Raw genomic sequence first — 15,610 nt, forward strand, 5'->3', positions numbered from 1 at the left:
TCTTCCGCCGGTCAAATGAGGTCTTGGATGCCCTTCGGCTCAGCCTTGTAGGGTTTGTTCCGGAACGGCTCGATCTTGTCCGCGTACATGGCGTCCGCGCCGGGAAAGCCGATCATCTTCCAAGCAGCCGCGCCCTTGTTCCCGCCATACATCGGGTCCGCGAAATAACCCTCGATCGTGAGCTGCAGCAGGAGCCCGAAGAAGGTCGCCGTCGGCACTGTCGGAAGCTCGACCTTCTTGCTGTCGAGGTCGGCCATCACTTCGGCACGGTCTTTTGCCGACAAGCCGTCGAAGGTGCTCTTGCGCTCCTTCTGCACATAGGCGCTGACGTCCGCGATGCCGGCCCGCATCAACTCCGACGGAGACATCGGCAGTTGATAGCCTTGCTCCGGCGTACCTTCGCCGAACGGCCCTTCCAGATACAGCCGATCGCCCTTGCCGTACCCGCCGGCCATCTGCCGGTCGATGTAGGTCGCGATGCCGAGCTCCTTTGCGCCGGGACCGGTTGAATCGCTCGGAATGAGGGTGTCGACCGCCGCCTCGACAAAGGCGGATTCGTTCACGTTGAAGAACTCATAGCCGGCTCCTCCGACATGAGGTTCGGTGGTCGCGGCCACGTGATGATGTTTCGTATCGGAGGCCGCAGCCACGATTTCGTCCGCCGACGCCGATCCGCCTAACGGCAAAGTGCTCGCTGCCGCCCCGGCCGCGCCGAACAGCTTCAGAAAGTCACGCCGTCCTACGCCGCCTTGGTCGCTCTTCTCTTTCGTCGACATGATTTCTCCTGTGACGCTGCAGGCAAAACGGTGGGTGAGGTTGGAGAGGGCTCGCGCCCGCACCAACCCGGCGCTGCGCAGCATCCAGCGCTAAGCCTCGGTGGATTTCCTGAAGCCTAATGTTCGCGCTCGTTATGTGGCAAACGAAATTCATTGACATTTAAGCGCAATTTTTATGCTATCCGCGATATGGACATTGAACTCGCCCGTACCTTTATCGAGATCGTTTCGACTGGGAGTTTCATTCGGGCCGCCGAACGCCTGAACGTGGCCCAAACGACGGTGAGCGCGCGTATCCGCAACCTTGAGCAACAGCTCGGCCGCACTCTCTTCGTCCGGCACAAGGGCGGAGCTTCGCTCACCCCTGCTGGCGAACAGTTCCTGCGTCACGCCCCGATGTTCGTCCAGCTATGGCAGCGCACCCTTCATCAGGTTGCCGTGCCGCCGGGCCGCCGAGCTGTTCTGACGGTCGGCAGCGAAGTCAGCCTTGCGCAACCTCTTCTGCTCGATTGGGTCCGATGGATGCGCCGCTCGCTTCAGGATATTGCGCTTAGAGTACACGTCGACGTGCCGCAGGATTTGATCAACCAGGTCGCGTCGGGACTGGTCGACTTGGCAATCATGTACGCGCCCCCCCACAGACCGGGTTTGAAGATCGATCTGCTTCTGGACGAAAAACTCGTCCTCGTAACTACAAATTCCGAAGCGCGCGTCCTGGACGAATCCGATTATGTTTATATGGATTGGGGGCCGGATTTTGGACTCCACCACGGGATGAATTTCCCGAGTGCTGCGCCGGACCTTTCTTTCGATTTGGGACCGCTCGCACTGAGCTATGTTCTTGCGACGGGCGGGTCCGGATATTTCAGGATGAGCGCTGTGCAGCCTCACATAGTGGCCGGCCGGCTTCATCTTGTGCCTGAAATGCCGCAATTCTCGTATCCGGTTTACGCGGTGCAATCCGCAAGTGCGGACGAGAGCGTAGTAGGTCCTGCTCTGGCGGGATTGCATGCCGTTGCAGGCGACGACGTCAAACTCTAGTCATTTCTTGACGACGCTTTGACTTCCGGTTGGATTGACGGGAACAGCAGGTCGACTGTCGTCCCGATTCCCGGTTCGCTTGCAATGCGGACATGGCCGCCAATCATCCGCATCAATGCGCGCACCTGCGACAGCCCCATGCCGGTGCCTTCCTTGCCCTTCGTCGTGAAGAAGGGATCGAACGCGTTTCGCAAGACTTCGGCGGTCATGCCGCAACCTTGGTCCTTGACGCGAACGCAGACATAGGTTCCCGGCCCCGGCGGGTCGGGTGTCGCGGTCTCCTGCACCAAGCGCTCGGTGAGGACCCTGATCTCGCCGCCATTTGGCATGGCATCCCGCGCGTTAACGACGAGATTAAGCACTGCGGTGTCGAACAATGCGGGATCGATCAGGCAGTCGGGAATTTCGGCACCGAGTTCAAGCTTGACGTGCACATCGGGTCCACCGCTGTACCTCAGGAAATGCTCGAAGGACCGGAGGAATTCATTCACGTCGCCAGCATGAGCATCGAGTTCCTGGTGCTTTGCGTAGGCGAGGAGCTGCGAGGTCAAGTCGATCCCGCGATTGATTCCTTCCCGCGCCATCGTGATGCAGGCCCTCACACGGTTGGGCTCGTCGGCTCTTGCTTCGGCAAGCCTCAGGCCGGATTCGATGACCGTCAGCAGGTTTCTGAAATCATGGGCGATGCCGCCCGTCATTTCGCCTAAGGCGGCAAGCCGATACGCCGTATGCTCCCGTCGTTCGCTTGCCGTCCGGGTGTCGAGGACGACGTCCGACGATTGAGTGCGCCCGTCTCGCTCCCCGTGAGACTGTGACCGATTCTTCAATGGATACGCCTTGCCAGTCATGAAAGCCGCCCCCAACCGCTCACTGACGGCAGGCAGGAGACCGCGCCCCAGTCTGACCGTCGTATTCAGTCCTCCTTGTTCAGCCAAACCCTTTCATGGCAGATCTAATCGCGCCGGACGATCCCCCGTGTCATGATTTCTTCGACCTTCGGAAATGCCTTGAGGGCTTCTCCCGGCAGGTCGCCGTTCGCGCCCGCCAGCTCAGTCCAACCATGTGCCTCGGGCCCACCAACAATGATGCGGCCGACCATTCCGGCGTGCTCGTGCGGTATGCAATAGTAGTCATAGACCCCCCGCGCAGTGAAGGCAGCCGAAAAGCTCTCGTTGGGCAGGAGGTAGCCTGAATCCCACGGTTCTGCGACTTTTGGCATGCGGAGGGGCCTGTCGAGGTTCGCCGGATTGTAGGCAGTGGTCGTATGCGAATTCCCGGAATTGAGGTTGGTCCAGCGGACCGTCTGCCCTGGTTTGACCAGTATGCCTATCGGGTCGAACCAGACCTGCGAGCCGTCGTCGCGCCCCTGCATCCTGATTTCCACCACCTCGTCGGCCAATAGGGCCGGAGAACGGAGGGACAGGACGGCGACAAGCCCGCCGCCCCCGCCCAGTACTTGACGACGTGTGAACATCATTTGGCGACACGTGCTTCGTCGGTGGCCGCGACATGCCACAACACGACGTGGGCATGCGGGACTTCGACGCCCGGATGGCCGGCATTGTAGTAGACGTCGACATGGTCGACATTGCCGCCCGGTGCCGCGAGGTCGTCAAAACGCTTGTCAGGATTGAGATCCTTGATCGGCAGCATGTAGATGGTGCTGACAAGCTTGCCGTCATGGTCATAGGCGAGGAATGGACCTGCCGGCAATGTCGCCGGATCGACGAAAAGTTGGCCCATGCCCGGCAGGAAGTCGGGCAGCTTCACAAGCTTGCTGACCTGTTCGTAAGGAGCCGCTGGCGGGGCTTTGGTGACCTCATCCGCCGCCATGGCGCAAAGCGAACTGCCCGTTGTCAGGGCAACTGCGAGGATGAGTTTTTTCATCACGGTATCTCCTTGTTGAACTAAAAAACGCGGTGGCCGATGATCTGGAAGAGGGTTCAAAAGACCGATTTTCATTGGTGAGACGGCCTGTTCGCTTCCGACCAGCAAGCAGGAGACTGTTCTGGTCGTCAAACGAAATTAACTGGGATTTCAGTGCATTATTTCTGCTAGATACAGGCCTGCTCTTGGCTTGATTTCGAGAAATCCTTCACTACCTCTGAATTGTCATGATTATCGTCCGTCTCGATTTCCGGTCAGAGCCGAAACGCCGCAAAACGGGCCCCTAGCCCGGGCGCGAGAAGGCCTTGGCTTCGCGTCCGGGAGAGCAGGATCTCCACTTCATTCCGCTCGACTCTACCCTGCTTTAAACAGTGCGGCTGAACACCCATTGCGAGTGCGTTTGGACCGACACGGAGACTGACCATGATGATCTCCTCCATCTTGTCGGAAGAAGACATCTGGCTTGACCTTGTGACCAAGGGAAAGCAATCTGCCTTGTCAAAAATCGCGATCAGGATTGCGCGAAGAACTGGTCTCGACGAGCAGATGGTTCTGCGTGGTCTTTTCGGCCGCGAGCGCTTCGGCTCGACGGGCATCGGTCGTGGCGTCGCGATCCCCCACGCGCTACTGGGTATGATTTCTTCGCCTGTCGCGTCTTTGACACGCTTAGCCCAGCCTATCGATTTCGACGGTCCCGACGACAACCCAGTCGATCTCATTTACACTATACTTTGGCCGCGCTCAGCCTCTTCCGCCTTCCTCCCTGCCCTTTCCCAAATATGCCGGCTGCTTCGGGCATCTCAGGTTCGAGAGCGACTCCGCCTTGCACAATCCGCCGATGAGGCGTTGGCGGTTCTTGAAACTCAGCTGCTTCCGAGAATTTCTACCAATTTGCATACTTCCCTGGAGGGCATGGAGTTGTGTCGTCTAGGTGATGCAGCACTGCCTCGCGGGGCGCGTGCGGCAGTCGATGGCCTTTTTCAGAGCACCCATGACCGCTACACATCGCGATGACGCCCGAAAACTTCCTCATAGGATCGCCGTCCCCCGGCTGCATCGGCGACGGGCGAGCCAGCGGGCCATTAGGTACGCTAGAACCGGACGTGAAATGGCTGGGCGGCAACAATTGGGTGCAGTCTGGTCTTCGACTGGACGGGTTTGACGTCACAGCACGCCGCGATCGGGAAGAGCGCTATTTTCTGGAAAGGAGACGAGAATGGTGGAGCCGAAGAAAAACGACAAACCGGTTTCAAGGCAGTTCGAGTCTAACATCAACCGCGACAGCAGCCTGCTGCCGATGCTGATCGGCGGGCTTGTCCTGATCATCATCGGGGCTATCGTCGTTATGATGTTCGTTTAGTTTCGCAGGGATACCGGCGCTAATAGCGACCCTGGCGCGGCCGGCATTGGGCCTGCTGATCAATTTGACATTGGGTCTGGCCTCGTTACGTGGATGTGTGGTGACGCGTTGTTATGGCGCAGCCCATGCACTAATCACGACTTCAGCGCGCGTTGCGCTTCCGTCGCATAGAATTTCCACTTGCAATCCGCCAGGCGCTGCCGGCCTATGGCAACGAGCTGGTACTCACGCTGAAAGGTACCAGCTTTGCATCCACGATGACCATGCTAGAAGATAACGGGTTACACCAAGCGTCTGATGAGCCAGACCTTCGCGGTGTTCGAGATATTCGCCATCGCCGGCGCATTCTACCTTGCAACCAATCTCCTGCTGATCACTCTGGTTCGCCTGCTGGAACGCCGCCTCAACCGGCACCAGTCGCGGTGAGAATGTCTGGTTTTGGGAAACCGCACAGGCTCTATCTCGATCCAGACTAGTAGTCTGAAACGGGGCCGATAGTTGACCAGCAGCTTGCGGTGTCCTGGTAGGGCTTAGTTGACGTTAGATTGCTGGCGCTCCTGTGACCGTCCTAACAACAATCCCACTCCGAATCGACAATGTCCCGGCAACGTCGAGCGATCATTTGAATGCCTCGTTCAAGACATTAGCGAGCCTTGCCGCCGCAAGCGCTGCTTGGCTCCGAGCTATATTACGCGCATCCGTTTCGTACCTCCTAGTCAGCACTGCGACCGTGCCTTCGCTCAGCACTGGCTCGGCATAAGCGAACTTTCTGCCGAGAACAAAGCTCTCTTGCGTCCACATATCAGGATCAAGAACCTTAGCTTTCGTGCCGTCTACCTGAACCTTCGCGAGACCGGCCTTGTCATTGGCATCATAAATTGCCCCTGGTACCGAAACGTATCCCCCGAACATTCGGTCCCAATAGCCGTGTAGGTCGACAGTCTCGCCTGTGGCCGGCATGACGTTGACTTCATTGCCACCCCGATCACCGTCCGGATTGATCGCTGAAATTCGCTCGGTTGCATGCAAGGGCTGATGAATGTCGCCAATCAGGTGGAGCAACCAAACCATATCATACGAACGCACGTCGTCGGACGCTGCAGAGGTCGCTGGCAGCGCAGCTATGAAAAGTTTGATTTGCGAGACAGCGTTGATCGCACCAGCATCAGAGTATGGTGTACTGCAGCGCAATCTCGCGGCCTATTTGTCGAGACTTTGCTGCAGCAGAAGGAACTGCAGGTCTTGTAAGACTTTGGCCTTCGACCCGGGATCGACAGGCGGGGGCGGCGGTGTTGGCGGCTTCACCGTTTGACCGGGCAAAAGCTTTGTCGCTCGCTTCGGGGCAGGAGGCGCTTTAGGCGCTGCTTTCGCCGCCTTTGGCGCAAATGCGATGCTGATCTTGTTTACGTCTTTCCAAGAACCTTTGAGACCAAACCCCAGATTTGCAGCAGCCGAGTCGAAGGGAATTTTTGCGATCTTGACACTCCCATCTGCCTTTTGAAGCAAAGTAAATTGGAGCACATAAGAAGCCCCTTCGGGCTTAGTATGGGTTTCGGCATAGGCATCTTGGAGCTGCGCGAGCCACACGCCGATTCCTAGATCCCCCACCAACCGAGAATTGCGTTTACGACGTCCTTCAACGGCTTCCGTGTCACAGGTGATTTCGTCCTCGCTGCCAAGTCCCATGGTGAACTTGTAGCCAACGAGACGATCAGCGGTACCGGTGACGTCGGTAGCCACCGCCAAGCCCAACGTCTGCGGCACGTAAGGCACATCGTTTCCGGCACCAAAGTTTCCATTTGATTCGGCGACAACGTTCAGCGACAGGTCGACGGCTGCACTCCAGCCGGGATTTTCGGTCAAGAACGATGCCGGTCCCCGACCCCGCTCTTTGTCACCGTCGCGGCCACTCTTGAGATCGCATCGAATGTTGTCGACGATGTCCGAAATTCGAAGCAGTCCAACCTCGGTTGGTAACTTCGGAACACTGGCGCAAGCTGACAACAGGATACAATTCACAACTGCAGCTGTTGTAAGCCGTTTCATCGCTTTCCCCCGAGCCTTCCTAATTTAGGCACACCTCACGGTTTGACGCAAAGTGAGTTCTGGCTTTTGATACCTGTTTTCAACAGTTTTATCGCCGACTACTACAACACTGATGAATTGAGGCAATGCGGCCAAGTGACTAGCTTAGCAAAGCTCTCCATGGCCGCGCTGGAATGCAACGAGATGTCATGTGAAGAGACGAAAAACACCCGCCTCACAACGGGCTTCGCCCTGGCGCGTTTGCCCAGTCCGCTTAGTTGATTCTCGACTAGGAAATCCTTCGCCGGCTTCGCTTATGTGTGGTTCAGCTTATAGGTACGAACGAAGTCACAATGGCAATTGAGTGTAGCAGAATATGTAGTTAGACTGTACGCGCTTAACGTGTACGCAGAAAGTCTATGGGGCAATGGCTATTCTTTCTTCCGCAACTGTCGACGAGATTCTCTTGTCGGGGCGAGCCGGCAACAGAAAGCTAAATGAGACCTCTGTGCAACTCGATGTCTGGAAGGCCTTTGCGGCCAACCCCAATGCCCCTATCGATCTGCTCCTAACACCAATGGACAGCATCGAAGCGTCGACAATCGCCAAAAAACTTCTTTTGGAACTTGCAGATCGTCCGACGGATGATTACGCCCGCGAGGAGGATGGGAGATGGCGTCCTGCACGACGTATTGCACCGCTCGAGGGCGTCGTCGCAGTCCGGCTAACATTCTTCGATTTTTTGGCCGCTGTACTGCCCAGTACGGGTCTCGACATACACCAGGCAATACGCACGCTAAAGGATTTCTTCGGATTGCCTTTGGCCCGTTCAGAGTTGGACATAGTGCCTGGGGCCGGGTCTCGTTCATCCCCCATCCGGACGGTAACGTTTTCTCAGTTGGAGGACCACAAGACCAAAATGCTTGGAAGACTCGCCCCGGATCTTCGGACGGCGTTGCTCGCCTTGCTCATTTTGGCGCCTCAACCGACCACGGATCAAAACGCCCTTTCAGAGCCATATCTGGACCTAGATAGACTGCTTGAGGATTTGCCGCGCCGTTTGGACCACGCAATATACCGCGTGTCCCGCAACAGGGATGTTCATCCAATGGCCGCTGCGTCGGTGAATACCATCAAGGCCGATGCGGCTCGCCGTGTGTTCGATATCAGCTGCCGGGGCGTAACCTGGGCTGTAATAGATTCTGGCATTGACGGTGCGCATCCTGCCTTCATCGATCACGCCGCTGGCGATCTCTCAATTCGCGTCAAGAAAGCCTATGATTTCGGAGAGCTCCGCTCGCTCGTGGCGTATGACGCGATGATCCTACCGCAACATCGCGACTACCTCGCCGGGATGATGGTGAACAAGCTCGATCTGCAGCCGGCGACGGCCCGTGCGTCGGTGGACCGGCTGTTGGAGGCCGCGGACAACGGGCGCCCGTATGACTGGGAGATCCTGTCTCAGTTGCTTCTCACGAGACCTGACCGTTTGCCGACACCTCGCCAGGGCGACCGTCCTATAGGTCACGGCACTCATGTGGCGGGCGTTCTCGCAGCCGACTGGCGCGAGGGCGATGACATATTTTTTCAAGGCGTCTGCCCGGACCTAATGCTGTACGACCTGCGGGTGATTGCGGACACAATCGAGGATACCGAGTTCGCAGTTATCGGTGCGCTGGAATTCGTGCGCTGGCTGAATACTCGCAACCGGCACATGGCAATCCACGGGGTAAACCTTTCGATTGGCTTGGTCCACGATAAGGCCGACTACGCCTGCGGGCGAACACCGGTGTGCCAGGCATGCGAAGTCACTGTGGACAGTGGTGTCGTTGTCGTGGCGGCCGCTGGCAACTGGGGTGCTCAGAAGTTCGTTCTAGATGGAGGCGCCGTCTACGATGGCTATGCCGACGTTTCCATAGCAGACCCGGGCAACGCCGATTCGGTTATCACTGTGGGCTCGACGCACCGGGACCGTCCGCACGAATATGGGGTCAGCTTCTTTTCATCGCGCGGACCCACCGGCGACGGCAGATCTAAGCCAGATGTGGTGGCTCCCGGTGAACGGATCGACGGGCCACTTCCCGATCTTGGTTATGGTCGACTGGACGGCACAAGCATGTCGGCGCCGCACGTCTCGGGGGTGGCTGCCCTTCTGATGGCCCGCAGCGCCGAGTTCATCGGGAAGCCGCGCGACGTAAAGGCCGTGATTCTCGGAACAGCCACCGACTTGAAACGCGAACGACACTTCCAAGGTGCTGGGCTAGTGGACGCCCTGCGAGCATTGCAGGCTCGATAGGAGGACCTAACAATGGCATTTCGCATCGAGGCACTGCCGGCCAAATACGGCGACTGCCTGTTTTTGACGTTTGGCAATGGCACCGGGCGCCCCACTCGCATTCTTGTCGATGGTGGACCACCTGGGGTGTTCAGTGCTTCGCTCAAGACTAGACTTCGCAACGAGCAGAAGGCTTTCCCCGACGAAGTTCCGTTGAAGCTCGACGTCGTCATGGTGAGTCACATCGATCAGGACCATATCAAACGGGATTATCCAGCTTCTCGATGCTATGCGAGACGCAGATGAACAGAATTTACCAAGGCCCTACAAGCCAATATGGCTGCTACACAATGGCTTCGATGCGATCCTTGGCGAGGGAGAAGGAACTGCAGCGCGGGCCGTGGGCGGTCCAGCCTCGCTCGCGAGCTTCGGTAGCCCCGGACCGTTGGCGCTGGCAACGGAGCCCAATCCGGTGGCTGCAGCGGTGCTCCAGAGCTACAACGAAGCGCTGAAGCTGGGGTCGCTCGCCTCGATCCTGCAAGTGACACGAAACCCGCCCGACCAATCCTTGCTAACAGGTGATCGCGCACAGATGTCGGTCGGCGATGCGACCCTCCGCATACTTGCCCCGCTTGATGAGCAGATTGAGGAATTTCGCAAGGAATGGCACGATAAGCTCGGTCCCGCCGGTGCCGGCCCGGCAGCGCTGGCTCAGTACCTCGATGATTCCATTCCTAACCTCGCCAGCATCGTCGCTCTTCTCGAATATGATGGCACGTCCGTCCTCCTGACTGGCGATGCAAGAGGCGATTTGATTGTAAAGGCTTGCAACAAAGCCGGTCTCATCAGGAACGGCAAGATGAAGGTCGATGTTCTCAAAGTGCCCCACCACGGATCTGATCGCGACCTCGAGACGAGCTTCTTCGAGATAATCGAGGCCAAGCACTACATCATCTCAGCCAACGGAAATTTCGGTAACCCTGACCGTGCCTCACTTGAGATGCTAGAACAGGGCACTGGCAACCGTAACATAAATGTGTACCTAACGGTGGCAGCCCAAGACTGCGATGCTCAACACGAGGCGTGGCGCAGCAACAAGGCCGTAAAATACGACCCCGCAGTCCATTCAATCACGCCAATCATCAATCGATGGCAAAGTCGTAACAGAATCACGGTTTCTAATGGAGCACCGATAGAAATCGACTTTTAGTCAAATCCCTCCGGCGCTTTGCAGCTAGCAAAGTCGAGCGGCCTTGGGCGCAAGGCTGCTCGTCCGAAGAGAGCCGCAGGGAAGGGCAAGAAGGAAGAGCGTGTAGCCCCCGCAACCAAGCAGCCTAACTGCCAGCCGGGCTAGAGCCCAATTACGGCGTCTATGTAGGTTGGCAGATCAGTTGCCTTCCTGGTTACCCTCGGCCGCCAGCTTCTGCTTGCTCTTGCGCACCCTAATCTCAATACGGCGTCTTGCCGGTGCATCGCCAGATTGGGCTCCATCCGTGAGGCGATCGTCAGGTAGGATCAACTGACCACCTGACATAGGTAAGATGTTCAAGTGGTCGAACTTCGACATCCTTTTCAGAACTGATGCGACAGAAATCGCTCGCGCCAGGCCGAGCCCTGCGTTGTCGCCCGGCTCCATTTTGCTGACACCCTCGTCGCCGGAGAGTACCCTCTTCAGCACGAAGTCCATATTCGACTGTCGCGAAAGCCGTTGTTCGTCGGTGTGACCGATAACCTCGACCACATCGACATCGTATTTAGCGACGATATCAGCAATCTGTTTGGCAATTGCGCCTTCGAGCTTAGCCCTAAAATCCGGTTTGAGTTCGGCGCTACTGACTTCGAAGGAGTAACCGTTGGCCTCGCTGAGGTTGATGATGGGCGGAAGATCCTTAGGCTGCCGGGAAGTTTCGGCGATTTCCTTTTCGGCTTCGGCCAACTTCCGCTCCGCTTCGGTAGCGCGCGTCTCCGCCGACACAAGCTTTCGCACAGCGTCAGCAGTTAGCTTGTTGTCGCGGACTACGGCTGTAGCTTCTGCCAGGTTGACCGCCTCCTCGGCCGTGAGTCCCTTTTGTTGGAGCTGCTCGGCCACTTTCTTGGCAAGGACCAGTTTTCGCCATTCCTCATCCGGCACTTTGTGACCAGTGGTTTTCTCCATAAGTTCGGCAACCTGCGCCAGTAGGCTCTTGTTATCCTGCCTGAGTTGTCGGACCTCAACTTCGCTTCGTGCAAGCTTCTCCAAGGCAATTTGGAGCTCCGCCTGCTTCTTCGCGACAATCGCGCCCGCTACCAGAAGCAGGCAGAAGACGAGCAGGAGCATCGTTTCTGCCATGGTGAGCCCCAAAATCAGGCCGCGGGCATAACCCTTTCGCTCATAGCCGACCGAGGCGCGGCCACGCTCGTTCAGCGCCACCATCTCGACCTCGGCTTCTCCATGATCGGCTCAGAGGCTTGCATCGGAGGCTGTGCGGTATCCGCCCCGTTGTGATCGAGCTTCCCGGCCGCTCGCGTCTGCGTTTCCTGCAAAACCGTCTCGGAGATGGGAACGAAGATGGATGATTCGAGAGCAGGCTCACTGGCCGACACCGGAGCAACTGAAGGGATTTCGTGCGGAGTCGGGACACGGCTGCGGTCAAGGTAGCGCGACAGCAGCTCGGTCGAAGTGGCGTTCTGCTCTGCCTGCTTCTCGAGCGTTTCCAGGAGGATCTTCTGATGTGCCGCCATCCTTAGGACAGCCTCCGAAAGCTTGTCCGTCCTTTCCCCCTGCTCCTTGGAGAGAGCTTCGGCTCGCTCGGTGAACTTTCCAACAGATGCTGCTAGCACCTTGAGAACAGTGACGACGTCGGTCTTGAGGACTTCGTCGGGAATGACCACTTTCGCGAGCTTCTCCGCTACTGTGTCAGCTTGCGCCTCGAACTTTGAGACAGTGCCAGCCATTGAGCCATTCGCCTTGTCGAGGGACGACGCAACCGATTCAACCTTCTCGGCAACGCCTGAAAACCTGCCTTCGATGCGGCCGAACGTCTCCTCTAATGTTTTAGCGATTTTCTCTGACGTCTCCTGGACCGGCTTTATTGCTTTGGCAGCCATCCCATCGAAAGCCTGTCTGACCTGCTCACCGTTCTTTTCCGCCTGCTTGGCTATTTCGTCGAAGCCTTCTTCTAGCATCTGATTGCAGACCCTACGAAAGTCGGCGAACTCGCGCGCGACACTCTCCATCTCGGTGCGCACGCGACGCGTCATATCAGCGAGTTCATGGCGAGCAGCCCGTTCGACATCTGCCGGGTCGCGCCGGACCTGATTATAAAAGATGCGTAGTGCGATACCTGTGATGGTCGACGTCACCGCAACGCCAAAGTTCCTGACGACTTCTTCTGTCGATGCATTTGTACCGAACTGATAAAGCGAGGCTCCCAAGCTCGAGAGCGTAAAGAGGAACCCCATATAGTAAAGGTTGTCGCCGGTTTGCTCGTCATGAAGGCGCAACTTCCCAACGTACCAGGAGAACGCGAAGTAGCCGATCATGATCGCAATCGGCACGGTCGACGAGATGAGGGGGCTGATCCCGGCCATTTTCGTAACGGCAATGAACACGCAACCGCACACCGTTAGCGTGATATAAAAAGCCTGCGGGAACAGCCATGTGTCGAAGAAGGAATGTCTGCGAACGGCCATGATTACATGCCTTCCAGTTTTATAAATTCGCTGAGATTGCCCCCGTTTTCCGAGAACCACCGCGTCCAGAAATCGACATGGTCGACAGATGGAAACTTCCTTTCAGGCCTGTTGAGATAGAGGATGGTCACCTCGGCTCCGAGAAGATCGGTCCGGTAGCGAGAATTCGCCGGGCTCTTCTTGAATACGTCGTAGTCGGCGCCCGACTTGTATTGCGAATAGACAGGCGTGTTTTCCAGCATATCTGAGACAATGACCAGCCTTTTAGGAACGTTGTCGAACATCCCGTTGTCAAATAGGCCGAGCTTCACCTTCTGGATGCCAGCCATGATAGGCGACTGATCCGCCTGGCTATCCGCCGAAAGCTCCGCCGGAATCTGTTTGAGCGGCTTATCGAACGCCTCTTCCCAAATTCTTTGGTGTTTTCCAGGATTGCTGGTCCACACGTCCACCGTAGAGCCGTCCCCCGGATTGCATCTGGCGAACAGCTCATTCAAATTGCCAACTGTTGGTGTGAGGGTGCCAACCCAAAGATAGCCGCCTTGCTTGATCGAGCCAGCGATCTGCCTGAACTTGTTGGCAAGATCCTCCATCGTGGCCTGCGGAACGGGATCAGAGGTGTCGAACAGAACAGCAGTGACACTGTTCGGTCGGCCCTTCACCGGGCAGCCGGTCTTTGCGTCTGTTTCAACAACGTCCCTCGCCTTGACATTGAGCCAGATGAAGCCGGAAAGCATTGCAAGCGAGGCGAGCCCAAGCAGGATTGCTCCGACAACCGCACCTGTGCCTTTTCCCCGCGAACTCCCAGCCCTGTGGCGGCTCCTAGGCCTGGCCATCGAGTGTCTCCGGATACAGCTTGTCGAGGTCGCGATACTTTTCGATACCGGTCTCGCATTCCTTGCCGATCTGCAGCATCTGCTCGTTCAGCGCCTGTTGTGCGGTCGCAATTGAAGAAGCAAGATCGCTATCCCTGATCTCACCATGGTTCTGGATAACGGGCTTGATCTTCTGAAGCTTGTAAGGCTGCGAGAAATGTTTTGGAGCGGGAGACTTTCGCGCGCGGATGTTTGCTTCGCGGTATTTGGAGAGGAGCTGATTGCAACTCCTCTCTAACTGGTCCTGGTGTTCATTGAACAAAGCAAAAAGTCGCGCACGGCTGGAGAGGATTGCAGCGTGTTCCCTCCTGCGGCTGCCAAGCCCTTTGAGGATGTCGTCGGCCTTAGCGTTATGGTCGTCCCGCAATTCGATGAGGCGGTCTATGAGGTCGGCTTTGGTATCCGTGTAATCTTGCCGCCGCTCCCGACGCCTCTTCTCGACGCCGGCGTAGCCCGGATACGGATCGAGAACAAACCATCCGTCGATGAAGGCGATGATCGAAAAGAGCAGGCCGACAAGGAAGAGCATCCATGACCTCACCTCCTCCAGACCTAGCGGGTGGTGGAGCATTCTCTGGACGGCAACGTTGCCCGCGCCATCGGCGAGCGTTCCGCTGACCTCGCGATAGTGGGCAAGCAGAAGGTTTATGCCGAGCGCGATACAGACATAAAGCAAGATGGAAGCAGCTCCGACGAGCTTCACAGCCATGGACCGGTGAGTAACCAGGCGCACGCAGAAGATCGCAAAAATCAAAGCGGACCCAATGTTCACGAAGGAGAACGCCAATGCCTCTGTGGCGCCCCCCAAGAAGCCTTGATCGTTGCCCTTCGCCAGAAAGGACCCGTTGAGAAAGGTCTCCATCAGAAAGAGGAAGACGAGGAGTGCTACCCTGAAGAGATGCGCTGTTCCTTGCTGCGTTCGGGCCACACGCTCTAGCCGGTGGTTCTTCCGGAAGTTAGCGAGTTCGTTCGTGGCCTCGTAAAGGTCGGTCCGCCTAGCATGAAGTGTATCCAAACCGACCGCTATCTCTCCCTTGAAGTCGGACAGGCTTGACGTGTTCGCCTGCTGAAGGAGACCGAACTGCTCCTCAAGGCCAAGGTTCGCGATGCGACCGGAGTAGAGGTGAAGTTGATCCTCCAGGATCTGATGGGCCGCCTTCTTCTCGTCCTGAACTCTTTCGATGATCGAGTGCTCGACCTCATCGATGACCTTGGATGAGGCTGATGGCTGGTCCTGTTCACCACGTGTAGTACCTTCACCGACAAGGTCCATATCCCGGGCAATTTTGTCGACGTCGAGACTCGGGAAAGTGTCTACTCCGACCCTATAGTCGTGGTGCGCTTCCATTATCCTGTTGCGCAGCTTTTCGAGCGCTTCAAATCTCGCAGCCAACGTCCTTACCTCTATGATCAATTTTCCAGAAGATCACGCCGTGCGGCGTGCCGCGCGCTTCAGCACGCAGCAGTCTTGCAATCGGCGCCTGTCATGTCCGGCTACCCCCACCTGGCAGCATACAAAAGCCATTCCCTATGTGCTCGATAGTACATCGGGGGGCTGCATGCAAACTCAAAGCAGCGGCTCGCTACCGCCCATTGATACTCCGCGACTTGCGCCGTCGACGATAGTTTTTCCGGCTTCCCGTACTTGGAGTAGGCACGCCGGCCTTTTTACAGGATACGAAACCGCCATTGGCACACA

Annotated in this window: 16 protein-coding genes and 1 pseudogene; 7 read left to right on the forward strand and 10 right to left on the reverse strand. The window is 57.2% G+C overall.

Going from position 1 to position 15,610, the window contains the following annotated elements; translation table 11 throughout:
- Window positions 1-11: 11 nt before the first annotated feature.
- Window positions 12-776: a gluconate 2-dehydrogenase subunit 3 family protein gene (locus tag EOA32_RS01545; RefSeq protein WP_189406809.1), complete on the reverse strand. Its 765-nt coding sequence runs from the start codon at window positions 774-776 to the stop codon at window positions 12-14.
- Window positions 777-929: 153 nt separating this feature from the next.
- Here EOA32_RS01545 and EOA32_RS01550 point away from each other — a divergent pair, with 153 nt between their 5' ends.
- Window positions 930-1,817 carry a LysR family transcriptional regulator gene (locus EOA32_RS01550; RefSeq protein WP_245499112.1) on the forward strand — a complete coding sequence of 296 codons (888 nt, stop codon included), beginning with the start codon at window positions 930-932 and terminating at the stop codon, window positions 1,815-1,817.
- On the opposite strand, the gene EOA32_RS01555 is transcribed toward EOA32_RS01550, so the two are convergent.
- The 3 genes from EOA32_RS01555 to EOA32_RS01565 form a co-directional block, all read right to left on the reverse strand.
- Window positions 1,814-2,665, reverse strand: coding sequence for an ATP-binding protein (locus EOA32_RS01555; protein WP_128370641.1), 852 nt, complete (start codon window positions 2,663-2,665; stop codon window positions 1,814-1,816). The two genes, EOA32_RS01550 and EOA32_RS01555, sit on opposite strands and share 4 nt — an antisense overlap.
- 104 nt (window positions 2,666-2,769) lie before the next feature.
- Window positions 2,770-3,294: a plastocyanin/azurin family copper-binding protein gene (locus tag EOA32_RS01560; RefSeq protein WP_128370642.1), complete on the reverse strand. Its 525-nt coding sequence runs from the start codon at window positions 3,292-3,294 to the stop codon at window positions 2,770-2,772.
- A complete protein-coding gene (locus EOA32_RS01565; protein WP_128370643.1) occupies window positions 3,291-3,704 on the reverse strand; it encodes a DUF5602 domain-containing protein in 414 nt (137 codons plus the stop codon). The genes EOA32_RS01560 and EOA32_RS01565 overlap by 4 nt, the downstream gene beginning before the upstream one ends.
- A gap of 423 nt (window positions 3,705-4,127) precedes the next feature.
- On the opposite strand from EOA32_RS01565, the gene EOA32_RS01570 reads away from it, so the two are divergent.
- The 3 genes and pseudogenes from EOA32_RS01570 to EOA32_RS40730 all read left to right on the forward strand — a co-directional run.
- Window positions 4,128-4,718 carry a PTS sugar transporter subunit IIA gene (locus tag EOA32_RS01570; protein ID WP_245499113.1) on the forward strand — a complete coding sequence of 197 codons (591 nt, stop codon included), beginning with the start codon at window positions 4,128-4,130 and terminating at the stop codon, window positions 4,716-4,718.
- Between the two features lie 202 nt (window positions 4,719-4,920).
- A complete protein-coding gene (locus EOA32_RS38325) occupies window positions 4,921-5,064 on the forward strand; it encodes a hypothetical protein (protein ID WP_189406814.1) in 144 nt (47 codons plus the stop codon).
- Window positions 5,065-5,216: 152 nt separating this feature from the next.
- Window positions 5,217-5,490 (forward strand): annotated as a pseudogene (locus tag EOA32_RS40730) (ABC transporter permease subunit); the annotation flags it as partial.
- Window positions 5,491-5,682: 192 nt separating this feature from the next.
- Here the strand turns inward: EOA32_RS40730 and EOA32_RS01580 are convergent.
- Complete coding sequence (locus EOA32_RS01580) at window positions 5,683-6,255, reverse strand: S1/P1 nuclease (RefSeq protein ID WP_128370644.1); 573 nt, start codon at window positions 6,253-6,255, stop codon at window positions 5,683-5,685.
- Between the two features lie 9 nt (window positions 6,256-6,264).
- Complete coding sequence (locus EOA32_RS01585) at window positions 6,265-7,110, reverse strand: hypothetical protein (protein WP_128370645.1); 846 nt, start codon at window positions 7,108-7,110, stop codon at window positions 6,265-6,267.
- 406 nt (window positions 7,111-7,516) lie between these two features.
- Here EOA32_RS01585 and EOA32_RS01590 point away from each other — a divergent pair, with 406 nt between their 5' ends.
- From EOA32_RS01590 to EOA32_RS01600, 3 genes are all read left to right on the forward strand, one after another.
- Window positions 7,517-9,385: a S8 family peptidase gene (locus tag EOA32_RS01590; protein WP_128370646.1), complete on the forward strand. Its 1,869-nt coding sequence runs from the start codon at window positions 7,517-7,519 to the stop codon at window positions 9,383-9,385.
- 12 nt (window positions 9,386-9,397) lie between these two features.
- Entirely contained in the window at window positions 9,398-9,670 is a 273-nt protein-coding gene (locus EOA32_RS01595) for a hypothetical protein (RefSeq protein ID WP_128370647.1), read from the forward strand.
- A 166-nt stretch (window positions 9,671-9,836) separates the two neighbouring features.
- Entirely contained in the window at window positions 9,837-10,574 is a 738-nt protein-coding gene (locus EOA32_RS01600) for a hypothetical protein (protein WP_128370648.1), read from the forward strand.
- 177 nt (window positions 10,575-10,751) lie between these two features.
- On the opposite strand, the gene EOA32_RS01605 is transcribed toward EOA32_RS01600, so the two are convergent.
- Genes EOA32_RS01605 through EOA32_RS01620 form a run of 4 tightly spaced genes read right to left on the reverse strand, consistent with a single transcriptional unit; the run spans window position 10,752 to window position 15,304 of the window.
- Complete coding sequence (locus EOA32_RS01605; RefSeq protein ID WP_128370649.1) at window positions 10,752-11,777, reverse strand: OmpA family protein; 1,026 nt, start codon at window positions 11,775-11,777, stop codon at window positions 10,752-10,754.
- Window positions 11,765-13,036: a hypothetical protein gene (locus tag EOA32_RS01610; protein WP_128370650.1), complete on the reverse strand. Its 1,272-nt coding sequence runs from the start codon at window positions 13,034-13,036 to the stop codon at window positions 11,765-11,767. Before EOA32_RS01610 ends, EOA32_RS01605 begins: the two co-directional genes overlap by 13 nt.
- 2 nt (window positions 13,037-13,038) lie before the next feature.
- Window positions 13,039-13,872, reverse strand: a complete 834-nt coding sequence (locus EOA32_RS01615) for a hypothetical protein (protein ID WP_128370651.1) — start codon at window positions 13,870-13,872, stop codon at window positions 13,039-13,041.
- Window positions 13,859-15,304 carry a hypothetical protein gene (locus tag EOA32_RS01620; RefSeq protein WP_245499114.1) on the reverse strand — a complete coding sequence of 482 codons (1,446 nt, stop codon included), beginning with the start codon at window positions 15,302-15,304 and terminating at the stop codon, window positions 13,859-13,861. Before EOA32_RS01620 ends, EOA32_RS01615 begins: the two co-directional genes overlap by 14 nt.
- Window positions 15,305-15,610: the final 306 nt, after the last annotated feature.

This window comes from Mesorhizobium sp. M1A.F.Ca.ET.072.01.1.1 (assembly GCF_004023325.1).
Lineage (GTDB): Bacteria > Pseudomonadota > Alphaproteobacteria > Rhizobiales > Rhizobiaceae > Mesorhizobium.

Bases quoted from the DNA above. Each gene is read 5' to 3' on its own strand.
- EOA32_RS01545 (WP_189406809.1), bottom strand. From the start codon at position 776: ATGTCGACGAAAGAGAAGAGCGACCAAGGCGGCGTAGGACGGCGTGAC.
- EOA32_RS01555 (WP_128370641.1), bottom strand. From the start codon at position 2,665: ATGACTGGCAAGGCGTATCCATTGAAGAATCGGTCACAGTCTCACGGG.
- EOA32_RS01560 (WP_128370642.1), bottom strand. From the start codon at position 3,294: ATGATGTTCACACGTCGTCAAGTACTGGGCGGGGGCGGCGGGCTTGTC.
- EOA32_RS01565 (WP_128370643.1), bottom strand. From the start codon at position 3,704: ATGAAAAAACTCATCCTCGCAGTTGCCCTGACAACGGGCAGTTCGCTT.
- EOA32_RS01570 (WP_245499113.1), top strand. From the start codon at position 4,128: ATGATGATCTCCTCCATCTTGTCGGAAGAAGACATCTGGCTTGACCTT.
- EOA32_RS38325 (WP_189406814.1), top strand. From the start codon at position 4,921: ATGGTGGAGCCGAAGAAAAACGACAAACCGGTTTCAAGGCAGTTCGAG.
- EOA32_RS01585 (WP_128370645.1), bottom strand. From the start codon at position 7,110: ATGAAACGGCTTACAACAGCTGCAGTTGTGAATTGTATCCTGTTGTCA.
- EOA32_RS01590 (WP_128370646.1), top strand. From the start codon at position 7,517: ATGGCTATTCTTTCTTCCGCAACTGTCGACGAGATTCTCTTGTCGGGG.
- EOA32_RS01595 (WP_128370647.1), top strand. From the start codon at position 9,398: ATGGCATTTCGCATCGAGGCACTGCCGGCCAAATACGGCGACTGCCTG.
- EOA32_RS01605 (WP_128370649.1), bottom strand. From the start codon at position 11,777: ATGGTGGCGCTGAACGAGCGTGGCCGCGCCTCGGTCGGCTATGAGCGA.
- EOA32_RS01610 (WP_128370650.1), bottom strand. From the start codon at position 13,036: ATGGCCGTTCGCAGACATTCCTTCTTCGACACATGGCTGTTCCCGCAG.
- EOA32_RS01615 (WP_128370651.1), bottom strand. From the start codon at position 13,872: ATGGCCAGGCCTAGGAGCCGCCACAGGGCTGGGAGTTCGCGGGGAAAA.